Consider the following 23,325-nt stretch of genomic DNA (forward strand, 5'->3'; position numbering starts at 1 on the left):
ATCTTTTTAAAGTGGATGGTGTTTTTAGCTCAATAAATGGCGCTGGTTTTGTGGACATATATTTCTCCAAAATGTTTTATATTTTGGAGAGTTTAAATGTTTGATGCGTGGTTATTAGGTGGGATTATTAGGGGTTTACGAAGGAACAACTGGAAAAAACAATTTTTGCCATCGAACAAGCAAAGAAAACTTTGGCATCTCTCGAACAGCAGGAAAAACCCACCACACGCCAAATATTCAATGTTGTTTCTCATGATGACGGCGACACAGCTACATTGTATGTCAACGTGGGCGAAAAGAGTCTATCTGTACCCTATCAGGAAGCCTTATTCCTTGTACCCAGTGATGTAGCGCCACACGAAGTGACAAATCAAGACATGACAGAAATTGTCGGTAAAATTGTTGAGGCAGAAAGCCCTATTCATGAAAACGAAATCGTTACTCGTGTTCGTATGCTGTGGAACTTAGCACGTGCCGGCAACCGTATTCAGGCCAAGGTCAAGGCAGGGCTTATGCAGGCAGCCCAACATGGCATTATCATACAAGAAGGGGATTTTTATCTTAAACAAGGAGTAGATGTTCAGGTACGAAATCGCAACAATGTGTCTTCTCCAAGCCTGCGCAAACCGGAACACTTACCCCCGCAAGAAATCAGGAAAACCATCCTTGTTTTGATAAAAGCCAATTTCGGCGCCAGCCGTGACCAACTTCCCTCCGAGGTGGCTCACCTACTAGGGTTCAAATCCACCAGTGCTCAGTTGCGCGAAGTGATCGAGCCGGAGATTCAGGAACTACTAAATGCCGGAAAACTACAGGAAAGAGGGGATCATCTTACTTTATGCGATACGGTGAACATGGCTTAATGGCTTATTATTGGTTAGAAAGAATTATAATTATAAATGCTATAAATTGTTGCACAAGCTGTGCACGTTTTCGAAATCAGCGTGCTCCCTTCTTCGCTAGAAATTCAACCCTCATTAGCCTTATTAACTCTTTGAAAAAATTAGGTTTTTTTATTAGATAATACATCATGTCGATTGAATCGACACGTTAACAGAACGTGTCGATTTTTTCCGATTTTTTCGACACGTTATAAAAAATCCAATTAAATCAATGCACTATGAGCTCAATATTTTGGTCAAAACTTTATTAATATAGTATTTTTCTTTGCCAATTTTGGTGCTTTCCAGCAGATTTAACTCCTCAAGAGTCTGTAGATACCGAGCAGCCGTCTGGCGCTTGGCTAACCCAACATCCTCTAAGAAACGAACCTTGCAGTAGGGATTACGAAATATGATATCAATTAAATCTCTACTATAAATTTTAGGGGCTTTAACCTGTACCTGATTTTTAGTGGATTCTATAGCTTCGAGTATTTTGATTACCCGCTCTTGGGTTTCAAACGCTGTGACCCGAACAGCTTCCAATATGTACAAAACCCAATCAGCCCATGCCCCCTCCTCAGTCACCCGTCGCAGGCCCTCATAGTATGCTTGCCTGGTTTGCAAGATATAATGACTTAGAAAAAGAATCGGCTTATCAAGCAACCCTTTTTCAGCCAGAAACAAGATATTAATAACACGGCCAGTACGACCATTTCCATCCACAAAAGGATGAATTGCCTCAAACTGATAGTGCATGACTGCCAGCTTAATTAATGCGTCGATACCATTTTCAGCATGAATGAAATGCTCAAGATTAGATAATTTATCACGAATGACTGATTCACCTTCCGGTGGGGTATATAACACCTCTCCTTTTGAATTGGCTATTTTTGTTCCAGGCACTCGACGAATGCCGATATCACGACCCTTAATAATTCTCACCAAGTCTATAAATAAGTTAGTTGATAATGGCCTTTCTTTCAGTTGCTGAAAACCGCTCCAAAGTGCTTCACGATAGCGTAAAACCTCTTTCGCCTGAGGATCAGTAGCCAGTTTTTCATCTGCAGCCGCTTTGTATAATTCGTCATTGGTCGTAACGATATTCTCAATTTCGGATGACAATCTCGCCTCTTGCAATACAATGCCATCAACCAGAATCTCTTGATTAGGAATTGAATTAACCAATCCCTTTAATTCTGCAAGCTGCCGGTTTGCTTCGATAGCTTTTTTTAAAATAGTTGTGGTTTCCAAGTCCACAGCAGGCGGCAAAAGTGGTAAATCATTGAATGGTTGATTTTTATTCATATCTTTTCTCATAAAACATTGAGCTATTTTAGTCCAACTTGTCCCACAATATAATCCGTAATCTGCTGCATTGGCTTACGCAGCCGTTCTCTCTTGCAGCAAAGTTAAAAATCGCTCGTAAATAACGCATAATTAGATTAGCTCTGGCCTTGCTGTGCTCACTCAATTGGGTATGACGGCAATCATGTTCTTACTGATGCTTAACAAGAATTTGCTCTATTAAATGGACAATTTATACTCAAAAATCTGGGAATTAAAAAAGGTCATAGCATCGCCCTTCTACGAAAAATTTCTCATCATAATAAGTCAAAATTGCATAACCATTTTTAGCATCAGGTAAATTTACATACCACAGTTTTTTAAACCAAAAATCTTTACGCGGAATTTCACGCTTTATCACATCATAGGCTAATTTTGCCTCCGGGGTTAAATATTCCTCAGCCAGCGTAGGTAATTTTTCTAATGCTGAATTTAACCAAAACAACGATTCATTCATGTTGCGAACAGTAAACTCATTCCACACGCAAGTGTAAGGCGCTCCCATATGGCCACTGACCCAAATGTCCGGCATAAAATGAATGATCAGACGAGTTAATAAAGGCTCTTTACCTGGGCTGACATGAGAAACGAATATTGAGGGTTTACTTTTTTTCTCAAGCTTTCTATACAAAAAGCCAAACTGATGTAGTGTGGACCAAATCTTTCCTGCTTTACCAGCAATAGGCTTATCGAGCAATTTATTACTTACCAAAAAATTTCCTCCTATACCAAATAATTTAAATCCAGGTTCATTATCATCCGCAATTTGGTAGATATTATCTTCATCTAACAAATTAAAATGGTGAATTTTATTATTTCCTTTTAATTGTTCAATAACATAAGAATCTTCGTGATTACCATATACTGCATAGATTGGAACATCAAACCTTTTATTACCATCTTGATAAGCCGAAAAATCACCCAGTAGTTGATGCCGTTTCACAATTTCAATTAACATCTCACGACTAGTTTGCTTATCAACGCGATAATCTTTCCCATAAGGAGAATGTGAAATAAGCAAGCGTAATTCACGACTACTAATATGCCTGTAACTAGATTCATTATAAAATCCAAAATCGCCCGCATGAATTACTAAATCTACCTTTGTTTTTTCAATCAGATCGTTGATTATATCAAGACGACCATGAGTATCACTAATTAACAGTATTTTAATCATGAGTGTCCCATTTTCTAGATCAAATTACTCTTGTTTCAAGACCGGTCAGTAATATTCTGTCACACCTACTTCTACAGTTAACTAAGATATTTAGTCCACAAGTTGTGGACTTTTTTTCCAAGTCGGTTTATTCCTTGGTAAAAAGATGCATTCTCGCGAAACAAGCTGTTTCGCAATTATCTGAAATCAAAATTACACTAAAAATGCGAAAGCCATTGCTGAACACATAAATGGTTATTTTGTATAAATCTTAGGCAACTTTGTTGGGGCTTTGTAGCTTAGATCAGTATGATTACTAAAACTATTTTTGTCCAATTTGCCCCACAATATAATCCGTAATCTGCTGCATCGGCTTACGGAGCCGTTCGACATCGCTCACAATGTAGCCTGCTGTCACATCATGATTCATCTTATGGTTTACCAGACGTTTAACAGCATAGGCCGAAATATCCAAGCTCTCAGCAATAGTAATGAAGGTGCGACGCAGATCATGCAGCATAAAAGAAACTCCAGAGGCCTCAATTACCTTAGCTACCTGCTTGCGAGGGTCGACCAGATAACCCTTGGCGCCAGTGCCTGGAAAAACATATTCCCCTAATGCCTCTTCTTTCCGCTTGATTAATAGCTCCAACAAAAAATCAGATAGCGGCAAAATATGTGGTTGATGGTTCTTAGGATCAGGCAATGTCAGGGTTTGCGCCATTAAGTCTATCTGCTCCCACTTCAGTGTCATGGCTTCCTCTCGCCGTAAGCCAGTAAATAATAGCAACAACAAGTAATCACGCAATACCGTGTTTTGGACGTTTACTACCTCTCTGTACCAAAGGAATAACTCATGAGCTTTAATAAAGCTTTGGCGCTTGTTGACCTTATACCAAGCCCGAGTCTGTGATAACCTCCTGATAGGATTTTCCGTAATTAGTGATTGGCCTTTGGCATCCTCATACTCCCCAGCTGCAAAGTTAAAAATCGCTCGCAGGTAGCGCATAGCCAGATTAGCCCTGGCCTTACTACGTTCGCCCAACTGAGTATGACGTTTGGTAATCATGTCCTTACTGATGCTTAACAAGGGTTTGCTCTGCCAGTCAGCAAAGGCTTCACGCATCACCCGCTGATAATCAAATACTGTACTAGGTTTCAAGGTTTTTCTGGCGTTGAGGTAATCCTCAAACACCTGCTTAAGGGTGATGACCTTCACTCTAGCTTCCTTTTTTTCCGCAATAGGGTCAATACCGGTTGCAATCTTACCCAGCAGCTTTTGTCCCTCACGCCGCGCTTGCTCAGCCGTCAGCTCGGGATAACGCCCCAGAGTGATACGACGCAGCTTACCCTGCACCAGCTTTTCCACAAAAAATGCCTTAGTGCCACCGGAAGTCACCCGAACCCCAAACCCTTTCATCACATCATCATAATACCGCTTCTGCGCTGTCTTACCTGCTACAGCAGACGTCGGCAATGGCAGCTTATCCACCATCAACTTAGTGATCTTCATAGGTTTTCCGTGTCGAATATGTGTCGAAGGTATAAATAAAAGTCGTTCCAAGAACGTAGAACAAATTGTGAAATAAAATATCCAGTAAAACAAGGACTTTTTGAAATTTTAAAAATGTGTCGAAGTGCTTAAAACCAGTTAAAACTCATCTTTTTGGAACTCATAATCCCTTGGTCCTAGGTTCGAGTCCTAGTGGGCCCACCATAAAATCAAAGGCTTACACCCACCTACCCCAACCTACTAAATTGCTTGCGCGACTTTTGCGCGACTCTCATCAAAATTCAAACTTACTAGCTTTGATTTTGTACTTTGTGTTGGGTAAGTTGTTCCGCCCTTCAACAAAGTCAACACTGGAGTCTTTTGTTTTCTTTATTCAACTGCAGAGCCATGCACGATGTGTCGGGTCTTTCGGGTCTTTCCCAATTTAGGGGGCACTTTATCAACCACATAACACTCTAACTCGTAATCGGTAGTTTTCAAAATTTTTAAACCCCATACGCTCGGCGTGAATCAATTTCATCTTGCGATGGAACCCAAAACGGATTAACCCATGGCAAGCCGATTTGAGCAATAAATCTGCCCTGGCTCAGTTCACACTTGCACCTCAGACGCCATAGTAATTTTAATTATCCGCAGATTAATTTTACTGAGTGGTCTGGCTAGCTATCTTGACCAACCCGCTTTGAATTGCTATGCGAATTGCTTCTGCATCCGTGTTAGTGCCAAGCTTTTTTATTGCGCTGGAGATATAGCCGTTGATCTTTTTTTTGCTGAGATACAAACTCTTAGCAATATCATTTCTATCCATACCGTTGGCAATTAAAATGAGCATTTGTAACTCGCGATCTGTAAGTTGCACTACTGAGGATAAATTATTTTTTGAAGTAGTATGAAATGAAGCGATGGAATCCGCTATTAATGGGTCAATATAGCGATTTCCAGAATAAACTGTCTGGATTGCATGTATCATGTCTTCGCGCTTTGCATGTTTGCTCAAATAACCGGTTACACCTAAATTTAGCAATCGTGCGGGTACAAGCCCACTAGTGTAGGCACTAAGGATCAATATCTTTGGCGTTGGTTTATTACGCAGTACGCGCATTACTGCTTCAAAACCACCCATGCCTGGCATGTTCAGATCCATTAGAATAACATCTGGATCAAGTTCTCGGGCTAAACGAATAGCATCTTCACCACTTTTAGCCTCGCCAGTTACAACAATGTTTTCAACATCACCTAAAAGTAACTTGATGCTGGTACGCACTAACTCATGGTCATCGACTAGTAAAACCTTAATCACGCAGGTTGCTCCTTGTCGTTATTGAGGTGACAGCGATACTGCAAGTCCCGGCAGCCCAACTTTCACATTGCGAGTTACAAATGCTTACCATAGTTGCGAGCGGGTTTAAAAACCTTGAAGCTAACACGGATGCAGAAGCAATTCGCATAGCAATTCATGGAATGGTCAAGATTGGTAGCTAATCTGACCACTCAGTAAAATTAAGTGGGTGAATTGCTATTTAGGTATTCACTAAATGGAAAAATTTTATTTTGCTTTATTGGAAAACCAGGAAGACTTTTTAATATTGAGTAATGATATTGCTTGACTCCTTTCACAATTTTCGCAGGAAATAAATACTTACTCCAATCCCCATTAGTCGCATCTACATATTCATCGAAATTATTGAAATGTGCTATTACCTCTCCTTTTTTCAATGATTCTAGAAGTTCTTTTGGCGCTCCTTCGTACTCGGCTTGTTGTGCAAACTCTCGAATTTCATCCTCAGTTTTAACAATTAGCCATGTTGGGGTACCCGAGTCATCCAAAAATAAAAAGCTTCCCGATGCATCTAGTAAATAATAGCTTGATGCTGCAGTATCATTCTTAACCTGATTAAAAAGATCAATAAACACAGGGTCACTTAAACAAATGTTTAATTGTGCAGGATGCCCGCCAGGAAATTTTATGGCGCGGATTTAAAGAGTTACGCGAATTAGGTTATAAACTCGATGACGTTGACGGTTTTAAAGAATGGCATATTATGGCTTTGGGTCATATCTGGGAAGCTAAGAAACTATCCGCCTCCACCATTCAAAACCGCATTAGCACATTCCGAGTATTTGCAGAATGGATAGGCAAGCCCGGGATGATCCGTAGCTCAGAAAATTATGTTAAACACCCTGAAAGCGTAACACGCCATTTGGCCGCTCAAATAGATAAAACCTGGAGCAGCCAGCAGCAGGATTTAAAACATAAACTTAATGCTATCCAAATGCAGGATAAATTTATTGCGTTACAGTTGGAACTGCAACGCGCTTTCGGTTTACGTATGAAGGAAGCTGCCCTGCTAAATCCGCATGGAGCCGATAAAATGAATTATCTTGCTGTCAATTGGGGTACTAAAGGCGGACGAGATCGTATTATCCCTATTACCACGGAATACCAACGCACGGTATTGGCGCAGGCAAAGGCTTTGATAAGCAATCGTTCCCATTCGATGATTCCGGCTAAATACAGCTATAAACAGTGGCGCAACCACTATTACTATATCTGCAGGCAACATGGTATCAGTCGCAAAGACGGTATAACCAGTCACGGATTGCGCCATGAGCGATTAAATGAGATTTATCAGAGCATTACCGGACAGGAGGGTCCACTAAAGAATAATAATGCTGAAATAAACAGACAATTAGACCAGACAGCCAGACAGGAAATTGCAGAGGTAGCGGGTCACAGCAGACCAGCAATTGCTAGTGCATACGTTGGGGTGATTAGTTAATGGGTTGGCAGCCAGAGAAGCCGGAAAAATGTCAAGGTTGCGCGTAGCGCACCCGAAGGGCTTGAGCTTGATATTTTGGAGGCGACCCCACGCTGTCCAAAGGGTTGCAGGTTTTTCCCTACAACCCTTGCTCAGCAGCGAGCGTTAAATTTTTTAGTATGCTCTAACGGTTAGAGTCGTCCTAAATATACAAAAATAGATACTTTGAGCGACTCTAACCGTTATAATTTTAAAATAATCTCTCTTAAGGCAACAAAACTAATATCTTTTGTTTAACTTCCTTTGCTGCATCAAACAAACTCCACCCCTCAGTCCGCATTTTCCGACCATCCTCTGTTACCATAACATTATTGCTATCTGTTACCATGAGTTTTGATTGGTTTTTCCGCAGTTCAGAAGTCATCAAAAGGTTAATATCATCCACAAAAACTTGTTCTTGCAGCTTTAAATCTATGTTCTTCTCAAAAATTTCTCTGGAAATGACTTTGCCTTCCCGCATATAAAGCAGAAATATACGAACCAGGTTATCAATATCTAAGCCTTCCTGTTTAAGCGCAAGCCATAAATCAAATAGATCTCGCCCTTTTTTCCGCTGATATAAAGCCCTTAATTTAGTGGCTAATAACTCCTCAAATTGATAGGTATTGACCTCGGCCTCACCTGAAAACCATGCTGAATTTACCAAGAATTTCTTAGATATTCGATCAAGCACAGAAAAATTCTCTCGGGTATTAATTTCAATTTTTACCCGCAATGAAACTGATTTCGACGTTTCCGGAGCAAAGCGATAGAGAAGCTTAAAGCTGGAATAATTGCGACTTGTTTTAGGCTCACCCAACCATACATCGAGCCGCGCTCGCAAGGCATCAACTATATCAGTAATTTTACCGGGATTTGTTCTGACCAAATCTATATCCTCACTGTACCTCTGTGCAGGCTGAAAAAACAGTTTATGCAAAGCAGTACCACCACGAAATGCTAATTCATTTTTTAAGATTGGATCAGAAAAAATATCGACAATAATGCGCGATAAGATTAAATCCTGTTCCACCTGCATATCATCTGACCAAGGTGCAAGCTGCCGCCATTGAGTAATATGGGCCATAGGAATCATAAATCAGTCTCGATTTCGGTGTTTACTATAATTTTCCATTTATTATTACGCGATAAAGTTTTATAGCCAAAACGCGAAACTAAACGCACCCAATGCAGTTTATGCGGGTGTAAAATTTTTTCCAGCACTGGCACCAACCTTTCAAGCCCTAAAAATTCTGACAAATACCCTAATCGTTGTACCCAGAAAAGTTCGGTATTAATCTTAGATAAATCCAAAAGTTGTTTATCATCGATACTTTCAACCAATTCTGTCAATACCGTAGCCACATTGTTTATTCCAGCCGCATGATGCGGAGATGAGACCAGATCAGCCATCAGCACTTCTGCTGTAGCTATGTTGATGGTTCCAGTCAAAGTGTTTATAGGCTTTGTCGGCATCTCTGCAACTTTCCTATTAGCAATGAACTCGATATAAATACGTCCACACTGTATGGGTCGCCGATTTTTATTAGTCACCACCTGAAAACGCTGAGGTTTTTGATGCGCCGCTCCATAATATTGTGCAGCACTTAGATAGCCCACATAATAGGGTTGGCCGAAGTAATTCATAAGATCAGCGATGAACATGTCCGCCGGAAGACAGCCATAGGCTTGGTACTCAGGAGGCACTATCAGATAGAAACCACGGGCGGGGCTTACCAAAAGACCTTGCAAAGCCATACGCCGGATAGCATTCAAGGTTGCTACTTTTTGCAGTCCCAAAGCCTGTTCCGCTTCCGAAACTGCGAATGAATGACGTCCTTGAGTCTGTAAAGTATGGATAAATTCGGGTAGTTTCATAACGATGCCTGCGTTAATACTTTCACAATATATCGTTTTTCGTTATTTTGCGCAAGTTTTGACACAAACCAGCTTGAATCAGCCATGTAATTCCTATGTAATCGTGGAAAGAAAAAGAAGGTGTCCCAGATGAAAAAAACAGATAAACCTATCTATTAGAGTTTAAAAAATTCTCGGCGAGTAGCAGCTAACTGCACAATCAGGCTCTCCTTGTTAAGTGGCACACAATAAACTGGGGCACCACGCTCAAAGCGCCATCCCTCCGAAAGTGGCCCAGCATCAACCACATCAAACCCGAACGTATCCAGCAACGCAGTCACAATCGCCTTGCCCTCATTGTCGTCACCAGCAATCGGCAATGCACGCCGATTTGGCACATTGGCAGAAAGGCCACCTATTTCGAGATCATTCATAGAGATGGCATTGAATGCCTTGACCGTGCGTGATGACAGCAGATGCCGCGCGAGCAATTCGCTGGTAGTTGTTTCCTGCCTGTCCAGCTCAGCTATATGACCATCTCGTTCTGGATAATAGTTGTTAGCATCAATGACCACTTTACCTGCTAGCGGTTTAACAGGAATGCTACGATAAGCAACCAAGGGAACCGCGATAATGACGATGTCACCAAAAACAGCGGCTTCTTCAACCGTGCCAACTTGGCATCCTATAGCATAAGGCAGACTGAACAAGGTATGTGGCCCGCGCGAATTGCTGAGCATAACCTGATGACCCGCACCTGTGGCCAATTTACCGATAGCACGACCAACGAAGCCCGCACCAATAATCCCAATTTTCATGTGTTTAACTCCTGAATGTGAAGGACAGGGATAGTTTGATTGATATAAAATTAAAGATATATAGCATTTTATTTTTGTAATTAACAATTAACAGTGGGGAATTATGGACAGGCTAACCAGCATGAGTGTTTTCGTAAAGTCGGCTGATCTTGGCTCGTTTGCTGCCGCAGCTAAAATTCTGGGAATATCACCACAAATGGTAGCAAAGCATATTGTGTTTTTGGAAACCAAACTTGGAACGACATTGCTCAATCGCACAACACGCAGACAAAGCCTGACAGATGTTGGACGGGCTTACTATGATCGATGCAAACTTGTGTTGTCAGAAGTCGAAGCTGCCGATTCGCTGGCGCTAGATATGCATACTCAACCAAAAGGAGTACTGAAGGTAAGTGCACCCATGACATTCGGCGCTTTTGGTATGCCCCCTTTCATTACGAAATTTCTTGCTAAACATCCCGAAATGCAGATCGACCTTTCTCTGAGCGACCGCTTGGTTGACCCCCTGGAAGAAGGTATCGAAGTTATGATTCGAATAGGTGAACTGGAAGATTCATCCTTAATCGCCCGCCCATTAGCACCTTATCGGTTGATTGCTTGCGCCTCACCTGACTATCTGTCAAAACGTGGTACGCCAAGTACACCTGACGAATTAGTAAAATATGATTGCCTTATATACACCAATAGCTCGCTTGTTACTCCTTGTCGCTGGTGTTTTACCCGGGGCGGAAAGGCCCTGGAGGTAGCTGCAAACGGCCGCTTACGTTCTAACGACTGGAAAGCCTTATTACACGCAGCGATAGCCGGGTTTGGTATTACACTTGGGCCAGAAACTATTCTTGCTACTGAGGTGAAAGCTGGGAAACTTGTTCGCATTCTGGCTGACTACGAAGGCCCTACTAAACCAATGCATGTGGTTTATCCTGCGGCTCGCAAACCAACCATCAAGTTGCGTAGTTTTATAGATGCTCTGGTCGCTGAATTTGGTTCCGCATAGCTTTAGTCTGATTAGCTAATTCGGATTGGGCTGGAGGTAGATAGGTCAAGTTTTTATACCGGAAGAGATTAGAAAATCAATGAAACTAAATCCAGATAAGGAATTTGTAGTTTTAAGCAACAAAGATATTATCATCTTAAAAACTGTTACACCGCAATCAATCGGCTGATAAACCAATGTAATGCCTGAGCAACTACGACCAAATCAACTGACTTACCCCGTATAGCAATTTGCTCCGAAGGAGAAACCAAATATTTGATATTAGGTAAATGAGGGGCTTGCAAGTTGTTCTTCAGATAAATCTGTAGCAATAACATATTGAAAATGTTTAGCCAAACCAAGTGCCGCTTGAGCATTCCCTGTCCTACAATCCCAAAGTAATTTATGAAATCTTGATTTCTTGCCTTAAAGATCATATTTTATCCTTAAAAATATTTTGCTTCGCCAGCCACAAATGCATCAACTTTATCATAAGGCACATGCCTCAGTTAAAGCTCCTTCGGTGCTGAGAATTTCTACAATAGCGGATATCGGGTTAGTGACTGATGGTTGTTCTGGTAGATCATGGCAAATATATCAACCTACTGCTTAGCAAGTTCCGCCGCACGGAGAAAGGCTTTATGTAGCGCTGGCCACAAGACATCATGTATTGAAGGGATTGCTTCTTGATTATCTTTCATCGATTTTTTCCTGAATTTCTTTCCAAACCGCGGTTGATACACTCTCGATGATTTATCTATGCAGTTATCAGCCACCAATCTTGTATCACCATAGCTGTTGTTGTAAACCTCTACCTTATCCGCCAAAGGCACATACTGGGTAAAAAACATTTTTATCCCTTTATAATAGCGTCATATTATATCAACTTATGGCACATCATGTCCTCCTTGAGAAATACGGGGTTTATGTGCCCTCGAATATTTACCCTTTTGTGAGTCTTTGCGCGACTCCATTGGCCCCTAAAAAAGTTTTGGCAAAAGTAGGTGATTTCATCTACAATCAATTACTTGCTCACAGATGACCAAGAGTCTTACTACCATGCAATGGATGCTGTATAATCAAAGCTTGACCCGCATAGTCACTGCCATTGGCGGATGGGTACTATTGCCTCTAATTATTGCGGTTTTGCTAGCCATATCTTATCACTACGCTATCCTAGTTCAATTTCAAATTCCTTATTTCATTCTACTCTTAGGCTTAATTGTTTATATCGCGCAATATGCCCACAAACAAAAAAAACAATTACAGCACCTATCATCTTTAAGTCAGGCAACATTGGAATCTATCGGCGATGGTATTTTAATAACCAATGACAAAGGAAAAATAATTAAATTTAATAATAACTTGTTGCAGATTTTAGCTATAGAAAAAGATAAAGCAATATCAAGTCATTTAGTCTCACAACTTGATTCATTAGTTCCACATTTATTTTCTAAAAATATTCAGGAACTAAAAAATTCTGCTGAAATTATATCTACTGATCTATACTGCAAAAACGGAAAGATTCTCAGGTATCAATCATATCCACAATGCGTTAATCGGCGAATTATTGGCCGCGTGTTTAGCTTCCATGATATTACGCATAATAAATTAGCCGAACAACAATTGCTTTATTATGCAACACATGACGCTTTGACTGGCTTAGCCAATCGCTTACATTTAATGAGTCATATCAAAAACGCATTGAGCCAAGCCAAAAGTAAAAAGCATCTTGCAGCCATATTATTTTTTGATTTAAATCGTTTTAAAATCATTAATGACTCTTTAGGCCATGTCATGGGCGATGGGCTCTTGAGATCTATTGCAGAGCGCTTACAAAAGCATACTAAAGCGCAAGATTTATTAGCTCGCTTAGGTGGCGATGAATTCGTGCTATCGGTTTCACATATCACCGCGCAAGCAGAAGCAATTACTATTGCCCAACGTTATTTGTCAGAATTATCTAAGCCCTTTCAACTAGCTAAACATAATTTATATATGCATTGTAGTATCGGCATTAGTATCTACCCTTATCATGGCACCACAGCTGCAGTATTAATGAAAAATGCTGATCTTGCCATGTATGCGGCTAAAAAAAATCATTTCAGTTGGCAATTTTATTCAAAACATATGCAACAAGAAGTATTCGCGCAATTATCTATTGAAAGCAGCCTAATTAAAGCACTAGAAAAACGCGAATTTGTCATTCATTATCAACCCATTATTGACCTACGCAGCAAAACGATAAGCGGTTTTGAAGCATTAATTCGCTGGCAACATCCTAAGAAAGGCTTACTATTACCTAGTAAATTTATTACGCTTGCAGAGAATATCGGCATTATCGCTGAAATCTCTGAATGGATATTAGATACAGTGGCAACACAAGCGCTAGAATGGCAGCAACAAAATCTGTTTAATGGGCGCATTAGTATTAATCTCTCTAGCAAGCAGTGCCAATCACCAGTACTGTGCGAGAAAATTATGAATAAATTAAAATCTGGGCAATTAAATGCACATTATTTGGAACTTGAATTAACTGAAAATACATTTACGGAAAATTTTTCTTATGCAGCAGATGCACTATATCAGCTCCAAAATCTGGGTGTAAGTATTTCTCTTGACGACTTTGGTACTGGTTATTCTAATTTAGAACACCTTAAAAACCTGCCTCTAAATAAGTTAAAAATAGACCGATCATTTATTACACATTTACCTGAGAATGTCATTGATAAAACTATAGTGCTAAACATTATAAGTCTTGCAAAAAGTTTAAACCTGCGCACTTTAGCAGAAGGTGTTGAAAACCAAGCTCAATTGGACTTTTTACGCGAGCATGGTTGCGATGAAATACAAGGTTTTTATTTTTCAGAGCCATTATGCGCCGAAGATTATGTCAAAAATTTTTTTAAAATCAAGAGAAAAATTGATCATTGTTAAAAGAGATTTTGCGCTTTGTTTTTAAAATTTTTTATGGATAACCAATTTATTAAATCAAGGAAAATCTATGAAATTTAAGTTAAAATACTTATATTTATTTTTGATCTATTTATTTTTAGTTAGCACTTCATATGCGACTGAAACAAAAATACCTGCCATTAAGTGTGTACAAATTTACTATGACAAGCCAACTAATGACCCAAGCTACCTTGAAGGGCGAATCGATGTAGTTTTTTTGCAAAATTTATTGGGTCATTTTTCTAATATTCAGCAATATATTATCCCCATTAGCAAATATCAGTCCGGAGATTTTAATAAATGTATAGCGAATATCTATATTGGCAGCAATTACAAAAATAGCGAGCAAATTCCTGCTGCATTCTTAGCAGATTTTGTCACCACTCAGCGTAATGTGGCATGGTTTAAATATGGCATATGGCGCTTAACTGCAGCAGATTTAAAAAAACTTTGGGGTGTTAACTTTGATAAAGTTGAAGATATTGACACCCAACACAAAGATCCATCCGGAAAGCCGGGATTTTATAATGCTTTTAGTTATAGAAATGCGTCATTTAGCGCTTATGGGGAATTTGAAAAATCGGGAAAAAATTTTTTACATTCTTCAGACACGGTAGTTCTAAAGCCAGTCTCTCAAAATATGCAGGCATATACCTTATCCTGGGCCACCCATTCTAGCCGCGGGGACAAAATACCGTATATTTTGCGCAATAATAATCATTGGTATATCGCTGATACTCCTTTTTCTTATGTTGATTATGGTGATAGATATTTTATTCTTTCAGATATATTATTTGACATCATCGAGGAAAAACCAGTTAATAATGGAAAAAAGTATGCTTTGGTACGCTTTGAAGATGTCAGCCCCTTTCTTACATCTAGCATTAAACCTATGGTAGATGTATTTATAAAGGAAAAAATTCCATTTGCCGTTTCATTAATTCCTATCTATAACGATCCTTTGAAGGTTTATAATTTTACCCATTACGAAGAAATGACAGCTGACAAAAATTTTCTTCAAGGTTTAAAATATGCCCAGGATCATGGCGGAAGTTTTTTATTACATGGTGTAACTCACCAATATAATAATGTAAGAAATCCCGTTAGTGGTGTTTCAGGCGAAGACTTTGAATTCTGGGATAAAATTCATGAACAACCCATTAAAGAAGATTCAGTTTCTTATGTATTAAATCGTCTAAATAAAGGAATTAGTCTATTGCAAAGTGCCGGCATTTCTTTTCAAGGTTGGCTGACACCACATTATTTAGCATCTAGTTTAGATAATACTATTTTTGGACAAGTATTTATTTGGAATGTCGGTCAGGTTAGTTATGTTTTAAATAAAACCTGTAATTTAACGCCCATTCCTGATGCTTTAACTTATAATATTGCAGGGGTAAATAAGGTAGCAAATGAAGAGCGGCTGAGGGCGCTACAAAAACTCCAAGTCATTAATATTCCCGGTGCAGCACGTAATGATGAATATCACCCCTATGAAGTATATGGTGATTATTATGGCCAACGCGTAATTCCAGAAGATTTGGGAGATATACAGCCATATTTAAATAACCAGGTTACTAATCTACGTGGCGTGGACGACCTATTGAAAGATGCAAAACGATTGAGCGTTTTGCGTGATGTTTGGGCCTCATTTTTCATCCATGCACAACTATTAAACACCCGCGATCAAAATGGTCTTGCCAAATTCCCGGGCGATACTAGTGAAATCGAACGGCTTATTTCCGGAATTCAGAGTCTAGGTTATGAGTTTGTCGATTTGCGTAGCTGGACCAAAACGCACACTAAACCAAAACCACCAGCACCAATTGAAATCGACCCCATTGTTATAAAGTGTCCAATTTAGACAGCCGTAAATTTGGTGAAATACCTCCCAGTTGTTGCGGGGTTAAATGGAATGAAGTATATTAAATAATAGTAATTTGCAATACTACTTATTGGTAAAATATTAATAATTAATAACTGGTTTTTTGATTTTTGGTGGAATTTCTTATATAATAGGGCATGTTTAAAACGATTCGTAGTGTGCATAAAGCCCTATTAAATAGTCTTAATTCCAAAACACTTCTTTTTCTTGCTTTTACATTGACATCGAGTTACATCACCAAAAGTGTAGGAGCCATGAAAAAAGAGGCCGACAACCTATCACACCCCATTTATGGCGTGACAATTGATAACATTGACAATCTAGATGAAATTTACTTAGCCCTCAAACACCTGCCGCATAAGCCAACAGCGCGCATTGTTTTTGATGAATTTGTTTCTGCTGAAAATTATCAACTAGCTGTAACACAACTACATAAGGTCAGTTATATTGTCGGTGAGCTAGCTGATTCTTTTGCTATGAAAAACTATTCAGTTCCAGCATTTAAAAAGCGGGTGCAAGAATATTTAACCCAACTGGGCGATCATGTCGACATTTGGGAAATTGGCAACGAAGTTAATGGCGAGTGGTTAGGCCCAACCAATGATACTGTACATAAAGTTCATGATGCCTATACCCTGGTAAAGTCACAAGGACGCAAAACAGCGGTTACCTTATACTATAATATTGGGTGTGCCGATAAACCCAGGCATGAAATGTTCACTTGGGTCAATGCCAATATACCAGAAGACATGAAACAAGGCCTGGATTATGTATTAATTAGCTTTTATCCAGATGATTGCCCAAACGTAACACCTAATTGGAACCAAACGTTTAATCAACTACACGTTATTTTTCCCAACGCCAAATTGGGATTTGGTGAAATTGGTACTAAATATGAAAGTAAAAAAGCGGATTTTCTACAGCACTTTTATAGTCTAAAAATCGATGCGCCCAATTATGTTGGCGGCTATTTTTGGTGGTATTTTCGTATCGATATGGTCCCCGCTTCAAAGCCTCTATGGCAAAATTTAAGCATGGCATTTTCAGCTGAACATGATAGTTTTTTTCTTGACGGGTAATTTTTTTCTTGTGATTAAAAAGGAAATCCTTTAAAGTACAAATGTATAGAATTGTCCCCTTAGCTCAAGCAGGAACTTCTTAAAAAACACAAATGGAATTGTGCGTGTCCTCTCGTTATAATAAATTTTATATCATCATTTTTCTATTGAGCCTCATTTTTTGTAATAATGCCTGGTCTCAATACGATGTAGCACCCGCATATCCCACACTCAACTCAAAGCAGTCCGCTCCCACTACAGCTGAGCTGGCAGATAACGCGCAGCTAGACAAATATTACGACCTAAAATTCAAAAATCCGCTATTAGCCAACGCCATTTTAGAACAATTAGCTAAAGAAAACTCACAAAGCGCTAAGACGCAAAAAAAATTAGGCTTTGCTTTTTCTGAAGTAAATCAGCCTTTAAAAGCCTTGCCTCACTTTCTGCTAGCCGCAAAACTAGACCCCATGGACTATGAAGCCAAAATCGAGATCGGCTATATTTATGATGACTCCGACCGGGATAAACAAGCCTTTTATAAATACAAAGAAGTCGCCACAAACTCACCTGATCCCAATCTAAGATTAAAAGCTGAACAAAGCATGGTAGATATTGCAGGTGTGCAGACGCAGTTTTTACCCCACCCCTATTTTTCCGATTTATATTTCGCACCTTATTACCTACCGCGTTGGCCGGATATGATTTTCCCGGGAATTTTTCGTATCGGTAGAAATTTTGGCAGCAATAATCAAGTCCAAGTATACGGTATCATTTATTATAATCAGGATACCGCGTCTATTGGCGGGCAGGCTTCACCCATTATTGCTGATAACTCCGTAGTAAGCGATTTAGGTATACGCTATCAGCCTTTTAAAAATTTTCCAGCTTATGCCTATGTAGAAGGCGGCGAAGGGTATAATATCATTCGCGATGAAGAATCTGATAATACTCAGTGGACACCGGACTTACGCGGTGGTTTAGATTTTTATACTGATTGGGGTTACCCCCCCCATTATGCCAACACCAAGCGTTTTCCATTCAAACAAATTGGCGATGTTTATTTTGATTTTAGCTATTTTTCCCGCTACAACGATGATTGGATTGGTCAATTAATTGCCAGGGAAGGCTTTAGAATTTTTGAATTTAAAAACACTAGCGTCGATATCTACTGGAAAGTAAATGCAATATTTGATACCAGACATTACTTTTATAATAACTTAATAGAAACAGGTCCTGGCATCGCGATTACTCCCTACAATTTGCTTAATATACGTTTACGATTTGAGTTAGCGCGAGGTTATTACGTGCCGGTCAATTCGATTGATCCTAATCCATATGGATCAACTTATAATGCCAGCATGGTGACACTAGAAACTTATTTTTCTTTCTAAACAATGATCATATGACGCGTATCCAAAGGATGGAATAATGTACACTATTATCAATGTTGTTTGGTACTTATTTATAGTTGTGGTGCTGGCTTTTTGTGTCTTTGGCCTTGATGCTTTGTTTACAGATATTTACTATTTTATTTATTTTATCCATCGTCGTATTAAATCACGCAAGCACTCACATCTAACTTATGAACAATTAGCCTCAGTCGCAGAAAAGCGTATTGGGATTATGGTTGCCTGTTGGCAAGAAGCCAATGTCATCGGCGATATGTTACGGCATAATCTCAGAGAAATTGATTACCAAAATTATACAATCTATGTGGGTGTTTATCCGAATGATCAGGACACTATTGATGCAGTACAAACTATAAGCAATAGCAATCCGCATGTGTGTTGTATTATTGGCCTCCAGCCCGGTCCTTCTACCAAAGCTGCCAATCTAAATACGGTTTATGACCATATTTTATCGGAAGAACAAAAAACCGGCATAACGGTAGAAATTTTGGTGTTGCATGATTCTGAAGATATGATTCATCCTTTGTCGTTAAAATTATATAATTATTTAATCCCTAAAAAAGATATGATACAAACACCAGTTTTTCCACTGGAGACCAATTATTTTAATTTCACCCATTGGATTTATAATGATGAATTTGCCGAAAACCATACAAAGAATCTAATTGTACGCGAAGCAATGGGGGGTTTAGTGCCTTCTGCAGGGGTTGGCACTGCTTTTTCCCGTAGAGCGATAGAGGTATTAATTGCTCACAACCCGACATCAAAACCTTTTGGAGAAGATTTATTAACAGAAGATTATCATAGCTCTTTAGTCATTCGCTTGGCCGGTTTATCTAGTATTTTTGTCACACAATGGATTATTCGCACTAAAAAGACACCACTTTTTTTTGGTCTGTGGTCGCGTAAAGCGCTTTTTAAGGAATATATTGCTACACGCGCGCACTTTCCTACTAAATATATGAAATCTGTTAGACAAAAAACTCGCTGGATTATGGGGATCGCTATACAAGAATGGATTAAGACCGGTTGGAAAGGGAATTTACCCCTACAATATAACTTGCTACAAGATCGGCGCTCTTTAATTACCTTATTTGCTAATGGGTTTGGCTATATTATCTTATTATTTTGGCTAGTATACGCAGGGTTTCAGAGTTACTACCCACAATATCCAAGTCTGGGTGACATATTTAACCGTTGGCCATTTATATACCCTCTCATTATACTTTGCACACTGTTAATGCTCGAACGGCTTGCGTTGCGTTTTTATGCCTGCTGGAAAATTTATGGCTTATTTCCGGCTATATTAAGTATCCCACGCGCCATTTATGGAAACATACTCAATTTACATGCGGTATTTCGTGCTTACTATATATTTTTCTTCAAACCCCGACGCAAAGCCCCTGTTAAATGGGACAAAACAGAACATATCTTTGCCCATCCAATGGGATTAAAGCCGGGCGAGCATAAATTAGGCGATTATATGGTGCAGCGAGGCCATATCTCTCGACAACAATGCCTTAGTACACTTAATGAACAGACACGTACCGGTAAAAAATTCGGCGAAATTTTAATTGAACAGGGTTTAATTACTGCCGCTCAATTACTTACTTTATTAGCTAGTCAATATAATATGGAATTGTTATCAAAAATCCCTGATCCACTCCCAAAACAAGCGTTAGAAAAAATATCGAGCCGGCAATATCGATGGTTATTAAAAAATCAGGTAATTCCAGTGTACTTTTCGCCTGAGGGCTTATTAATAGTGGCAATTACTGACCCATCAGATACTTTTTTAATCGAAAAAATCAGCACTATACTTAAAGAATATCAACACAAGTATGTGTTATATACCCAAAGCAAAGTAAATTAGCTGGAAAATATCAATTTAGAAAAGGATTTCTTTATGAAAATAGCCTGCGTATTTGGCACCCGCCCTGAAATAATTAAATTTGCACCTATTATTGCAGCTTTAAAAAAACAGCCAGAGTTTGAACTTACGCTAATTGCAACAGATCAACATCGTGAGCTGCTACAAGAAATGTTGAAAGTATTCGATATTCATCCAGATATCGAATTACATTGTATGCTGCCTAATCAGTCGCTGACGAGTTTGACTACTGAATTGTTACGAAAAGTTGCTCCTATTTTTACTGAGAAAAAATATGATGCCGTCTTAATACAAGGTGACACGACTACAGTGATGGTTGTGGCTTTAGTTTGTTTTTATAATCACATTCCGGTTGGTCACATTGAAGCTGGTTTACGCACCTTTGATATCCATAACCCTTTTCCTGAAGAAATGAATCGCATTTTTGTAAGCCCGCTGTCTAGTTGGCACTTTGTACCAACTGAGATTGAATATAATAATTTAGTAAGAGAACATATTAATGAAAATAAAATTTTTATAACGGGCAACACGGTGATTGATGCAATCAAAATGATCATACAAAAAGGCATAACTCCTTCTTTTAAACCGCAACCTGATAAAAGAACCATTTTAGTAACTGCTCACCGGCGCGAAAATCATGGCGCACCCTTGAAAAATATTTGTCAAGCTTTAAAGATTTTAACTAAAAAATTTGATGATATACAAATTGTTTTTCCTGTACATCCCAATCCTAATGTACATGAAACAGTACACAAAATACTAGGTGACGAAGCCAATATTCATTTGATCGCACCACTCACTTACACAGATTTTGTCGCCTACATGAATCTATGTTATTTCATTATGAGCGATTCTGGCGGCGTACAAGAAGAAGCCCCAGCACTAGGAAAGCCCGTTCTTATTCTGCGGGATAACACTGAGCGTCCTAAAACTGTTAGCTGCGGAGCTGGCCTACTGGTGGGTACTTCAGTAGAAAATATTGTGGTGCAAGCTTCTACTCTACTCACCGATAGTGATTTATATTATCAAATGTCACACACCCTATCCCCTTATGGTGATGGAAAAGCTGCAGAACGCATTGTAGAGATTTTAAAAACCAAGTTGTTTAATTTAGAAATGCATGAAAACTCCTCGAGTTTAAACTCATGAGAATAGAAGCTTATTTCTCCAAAATTTTTTGTATTTTGGAGAGTTTAAATGTTTCATATGTGGTTATTAGGTGGGATTATTAAGTGTTTACCTTTGATGGTAAGCGCAGGCTACAACTTTAGACTTATCCTGCGGTGGTTGAGGATTTTTTTGGCTTTTTTCTTGGGAAGACTTTCTCAACTTTTTTGGATTGGTGAAATACAAAACCCAATTTTAGATTTTTAAAACTGGGTTTTTAACGTTCGACTAATTAAGATCAATAGTGGGTGAATCTTCAACTGTCTCTTCAATCGTCAACGGAGAAGAGGGCAGTGAGCTAGAAGGCTTAGGTGCTTGGCTAGCAAGAATCTTTTCGTATTTGCATAATTGTTCTTTAGTCATGTAGGGTATCAATTGCTCAAAATTTCGAAATGGTTTAAACCCTACACCGCGGCTAATTGCATCCCGCCAACGTTCTTTTCCTTTATCCGACAAAACCATACGTATTGACTCCATTCCAAAAGTACTAACACTTCTTGAGGACTTTCCGCCGCATTGTTCTAGAAGTCCTAAGGCATCATCAATAAACAGTGCGGCTTTAGATAATTCTCTTGTCAATAATCCCTCAAAAAATTTATGATTTTCAAAAAGAGTAGTTAATGGAATTTCATGATCTTTAGAAAGGTTTTTTTCTGTTCTGTATATAACCTTTAACAAATCAAAATGCAGGGACCGCAATGGAGACTGAAAAAATGCCTCTATAGCCATTACGCCAACGCTACCAGTTTTTTCTATTAAATATTGTTTTTTTAATTCTTGAAATAAGCTGCGGTTATCAAAAAATTTCAGCAGATCGCCGTTATCTTTGGAAAGGCCAAACTTTTCCATACAAATTTGCTCTAAACAGAGTAAGAGATAAGGACCCAACCCCCGTGGAAATTTAAGCAAAGCTTTTATACTTTCTTCAAACTGGACACCATACTTACCAGATACATAAAAAACATTTCCTTCCGGAATCATCCCCATTTTAAGATGGAAAATATGTGATGAGAAATCAGCCTCTGTGCGAACATTCCCTTTCAGCTTAGGATTATTTAGACTAATTTCCACCAAATGTCTTGTACTAGCAGTACCAAAACCTACTTTCCTACTCTCTCGTCTTTGAATATATAAATAATCTTCACAGATACGATAGTCATAGAATCCCCCTTCTTTTAATAATTTTTTATGGTTCTCTGCATCAAATGGAATATCATCTTCTTTTTTAACCTTTGGAAAGAAATTTGAACCTACACCTGCCGGTCCGCGTAGTTTATTTTCTTTAGATTCATTCATAACGATTAAACAATAGGGTTTATCAAGCGTACTAGAGATTAACATCAACAAAAGAAGCGCAGTCTGAGGACATTTCCGGAGAGAGTTTAGCTTCTGTTGAGGATTTATCAATAGTTATGGAATAAGCATAACAAGAGAATATTAAGAAAATATTAAGGGCGCCTCTCGAAATTACCAACCGAATTGCCTCAGAAATAACCTAACCGAAGGACCCCCAATTTAAAGGTAAAAACCCCAACGTTGCCTCATAATTCACCTAACTTAAGGAAAAGGGGTGAATTTATGAAAAAAGGCGTCAATTTAGAGCATTTCTTGATC

General features: G+C 39.0%; 20 protein-coding genes. 9 read left to right on the forward strand and 11 right to left on the reverse strand.

From position 1 onward, the window contains the following. Positions 1 to 191 precede the first annotated feature (191 nt). Positions 192 to 863, forward strand: a complete 672-nt coding sequence (locus tag VHE99_08345) for a DUF3320 domain-containing protein (protein HVV69021.1) — start codon at positions 192 to 194, stop codon at positions 861 to 863. A 255-nt stretch (positions 864 to 1,118) separates the two neighbouring features. Here the strand turns inward: VHE99_08345 and VHE99_08350 are convergent, their stop codons facing one another. From VHE99_08350 to VHE99_08370, 5 genes are all read right to left on the reverse strand, one after another. Continuing rightward, the gene (locus VHE99_08350) at positions 1,119 to 2,189 is read right to left on the reverse strand and encodes a Fic/DOC family N-terminal domain-containing protein (GenBank protein HVV69022.1); all 1,071 of its coding nucleotides are present in this window, start codon (positions 2,187 to 2,189) and stop codon (positions 1,119 to 1,121) included. A 253-nt stretch (positions 2,190 to 2,442) separates the two neighbouring features. Then, the gene (locus tag VHE99_08355; GenBank protein HVV69023.1) at positions 2,443 to 3,405 is read right to left on the reverse strand and encodes a metallophosphoesterase; all 963 of its coding nucleotides are present in this window, start codon (positions 3,403 to 3,405) and stop codon (positions 2,443 to 2,445) included. Positions 3,406 to 3,706: 301 nt separating this feature from the next. Beyond that, a complete protein-coding gene (locus VHE99_08360; protein ID HVV69024.1) occupies positions 3,707 to 4,897 on the reverse strand; it encodes an integrase family protein in 1,191 nt (396 codons plus the stop codon). 643 nt (positions 4,898 to 5,540) lie between these two features. Then, a complete protein-coding gene (locus tag VHE99_08365) occupies positions 5,541 to 6,197 on the reverse strand; it encodes a response regulator (protein HVV69025.1) in 657 nt (218 codons plus the stop codon). Between the two features lie 200 nt (positions 6,198 to 6,397). Beyond that, positions 6,398 to 6,811, reverse strand: a complete 414-nt coding sequence (locus VHE99_08370) for a hypothetical protein (protein ID HVV69026.1) — start codon at positions 6,809 to 6,811, stop codon at positions 6,398 to 6,400. A 26-nt stretch (positions 6,812 to 6,837) separates the two neighbouring features. On the opposite strand from VHE99_08370, the gene VHE99_08375 reads away from it, so the two are divergent. After that, positions 6,838 to 7,677: an integrase domain-containing protein gene (locus VHE99_08375; GenBank protein HVV69027.1), complete on the forward strand. Its 840-nt coding sequence runs from the start codon at positions 6,838 to 6,840 to the stop codon at positions 7,675 to 7,677. A gap of 244 nt (positions 7,678 to 7,921) precedes the next feature. Here the strand turns inward: VHE99_08375 and VHE99_08380 are convergent, their stop codons facing one another. The 3 genes from VHE99_08380 to VHE99_08390 form a co-directional block, all read right to left on the reverse strand. Beyond that, positions 7,922 to 8,791 carry a nucleotidyl transferase AbiEii/AbiGii toxin family protein gene (locus tag VHE99_08380; GenBank protein HVV69028.1) on the reverse strand — a complete coding sequence of 290 codons (870 nt, stop codon included), beginning with the start codon at positions 8,789 to 8,791 and terminating at the stop codon, positions 7,922 to 7,924. After that, positions 8,788 to 9,573, reverse strand: a complete 786-nt coding sequence (locus VHE99_08385; protein ID HVV69029.1) for a type IV toxin-antitoxin system AbiEi family antitoxin — start codon at positions 9,571 to 9,573, stop codon at positions 8,788 to 8,790. Before VHE99_08385 ends, VHE99_08380 begins: the two co-directional genes overlap by 4 nt. Before the next feature lie 155 nt (positions 9,574 to 9,728). Beyond that, positions 9,729 to 10,370 (reverse strand): NAD(P)-binding domain-containing protein, encoded by a 642-nt coding sequence (locus VHE99_08390; GenBank protein HVV69030.1) that lies wholly within the window; start codon positions 10,368 to 10,370, stop codon positions 9,729 to 9,731. A 103-nt stretch (positions 10,371 to 10,473) separates the two neighbouring features. Between VHE99_08390 and VHE99_08395 the strand changes: the two genes are divergently transcribed. Further along, on the forward strand, positions 10,474 to 11,367 hold the full coding sequence (locus VHE99_08395) for a LysR family transcriptional regulator (GenBank protein ID HVV69031.1): 894 nt from the start codon (positions 10,474 to 10,476) through the stop codon (positions 11,365 to 11,367). Between the two features lie 146 nt (positions 11,368 to 11,513). Here VHE99_08395 and VHE99_08400 read toward each other — a convergent pair whose 3' ends face one another. Continuing rightward, the gene (locus VHE99_08400) at positions 11,514 to 11,783 is read right to left on the reverse strand and encodes a hypothetical protein (GenBank protein ID HVV69032.1); all 270 of its coding nucleotides are present in this window, start codon (positions 11,781 to 11,783) and stop codon (positions 11,514 to 11,516) included. A 165-nt stretch (positions 11,784 to 11,948) separates the two neighbouring features. After that, on the reverse strand, positions 11,949 to 12,197 hold the full coding sequence (locus VHE99_08405; protein HVV69033.1) for a hypothetical protein: 249 nt from the start codon (positions 12,195 to 12,197) through the stop codon (positions 11,949 to 11,951). A gap of 208 nt (positions 12,198 to 12,405) precedes the next feature. Here VHE99_08405 and VHE99_08410 point away from each other — a divergent pair, with 208 nt between their 5' ends. The 6 genes from VHE99_08410 (at position 12,406) to wecB (ending at position 21,693) form a co-directional block, all read left to right on the forward strand. Next, positions 12,406 to 14,283 (forward strand): EAL domain-containing protein, encoded by a 1,878-nt coding sequence (locus VHE99_08410; protein HVV69034.1) that lies wholly within the window; start codon positions 12,406 to 12,408, stop codon positions 14,281 to 14,283. A gap of 100 nt (positions 14,284 to 14,383) precedes the next feature. Continuing rightward, positions 14,384 to 16,165, forward strand: a complete 1,782-nt coding sequence (locus tag VHE99_08415) for a DUF2334 domain-containing protein (GenBank protein ID HVV69035.1) — start codon at positions 14,384 to 14,386, stop codon at positions 16,163 to 16,165. Positions 16,166 to 16,440: 275 nt separating this feature from the next. Further along, the gene (locus VHE99_08420) at positions 16,441 to 17,265 is read left to right on the forward strand and encodes a hypothetical protein (GenBank protein ID HVV69036.1); all 825 of its coding nucleotides are present in this window, start codon (positions 16,441 to 16,443) and stop codon (positions 17,263 to 17,265) included. A gap of 104 nt (positions 17,266 to 17,369) precedes the next feature. After that, complete coding sequence (locus VHE99_08425) at positions 17,370 to 18,635, forward strand: tetratricopeptide repeat protein (GenBank protein ID HVV69037.1); 1,266 nt, start codon at positions 17,370 to 17,372, stop codon at positions 18,633 to 18,635. A 37-nt stretch (positions 18,636 to 18,672) separates the two neighbouring features. Next, positions 18,673 to 20,526 carry a glycosyltransferase gene (locus tag VHE99_08430; GenBank protein ID HVV69038.1) on the forward strand — a complete coding sequence of 618 codons (1,854 nt, stop codon included), beginning with the start codon at positions 18,673 to 18,675 and terminating at the stop codon, positions 20,524 to 20,526. Between the two features lie 33 nt (positions 20,527 to 20,559). After that, the gene (wecB, locus tag VHE99_08435) at positions 20,560 to 21,693 is read left to right on the forward strand and encodes a UDP-N-acetylglucosamine 2-epimerase (non-hydrolyzing) (protein HVV69039.1); all 1,134 of its coding nucleotides are present in this window, start codon (positions 20,560 to 20,562) and stop codon (positions 21,691 to 21,693) included. 246 nt (positions 21,694 to 21,939) lie between these two features. Here wecB and VHE99_08440 read toward each other — a convergent pair whose 3' ends face one another. Next, positions 21,940 to 23,007: a hypothetical protein gene (locus tag VHE99_08440; protein HVV69040.1), complete on the reverse strand. Its 1,068-nt coding sequence runs from the start codon at positions 23,005 to 23,007 to the stop codon at positions 21,940 to 21,942. Between the last annotated feature and the right edge of the window lie 318 nt (positions 23,008 to 23,325).

Source organism: Gammaproteobacteria bacterium (assembly GCA_035546635.1).
Taxonomy (GTDB): Bacteria; Pseudomonadota; Gammaproteobacteria; order JAURND01; family JAURND01; genus DASZWJ01.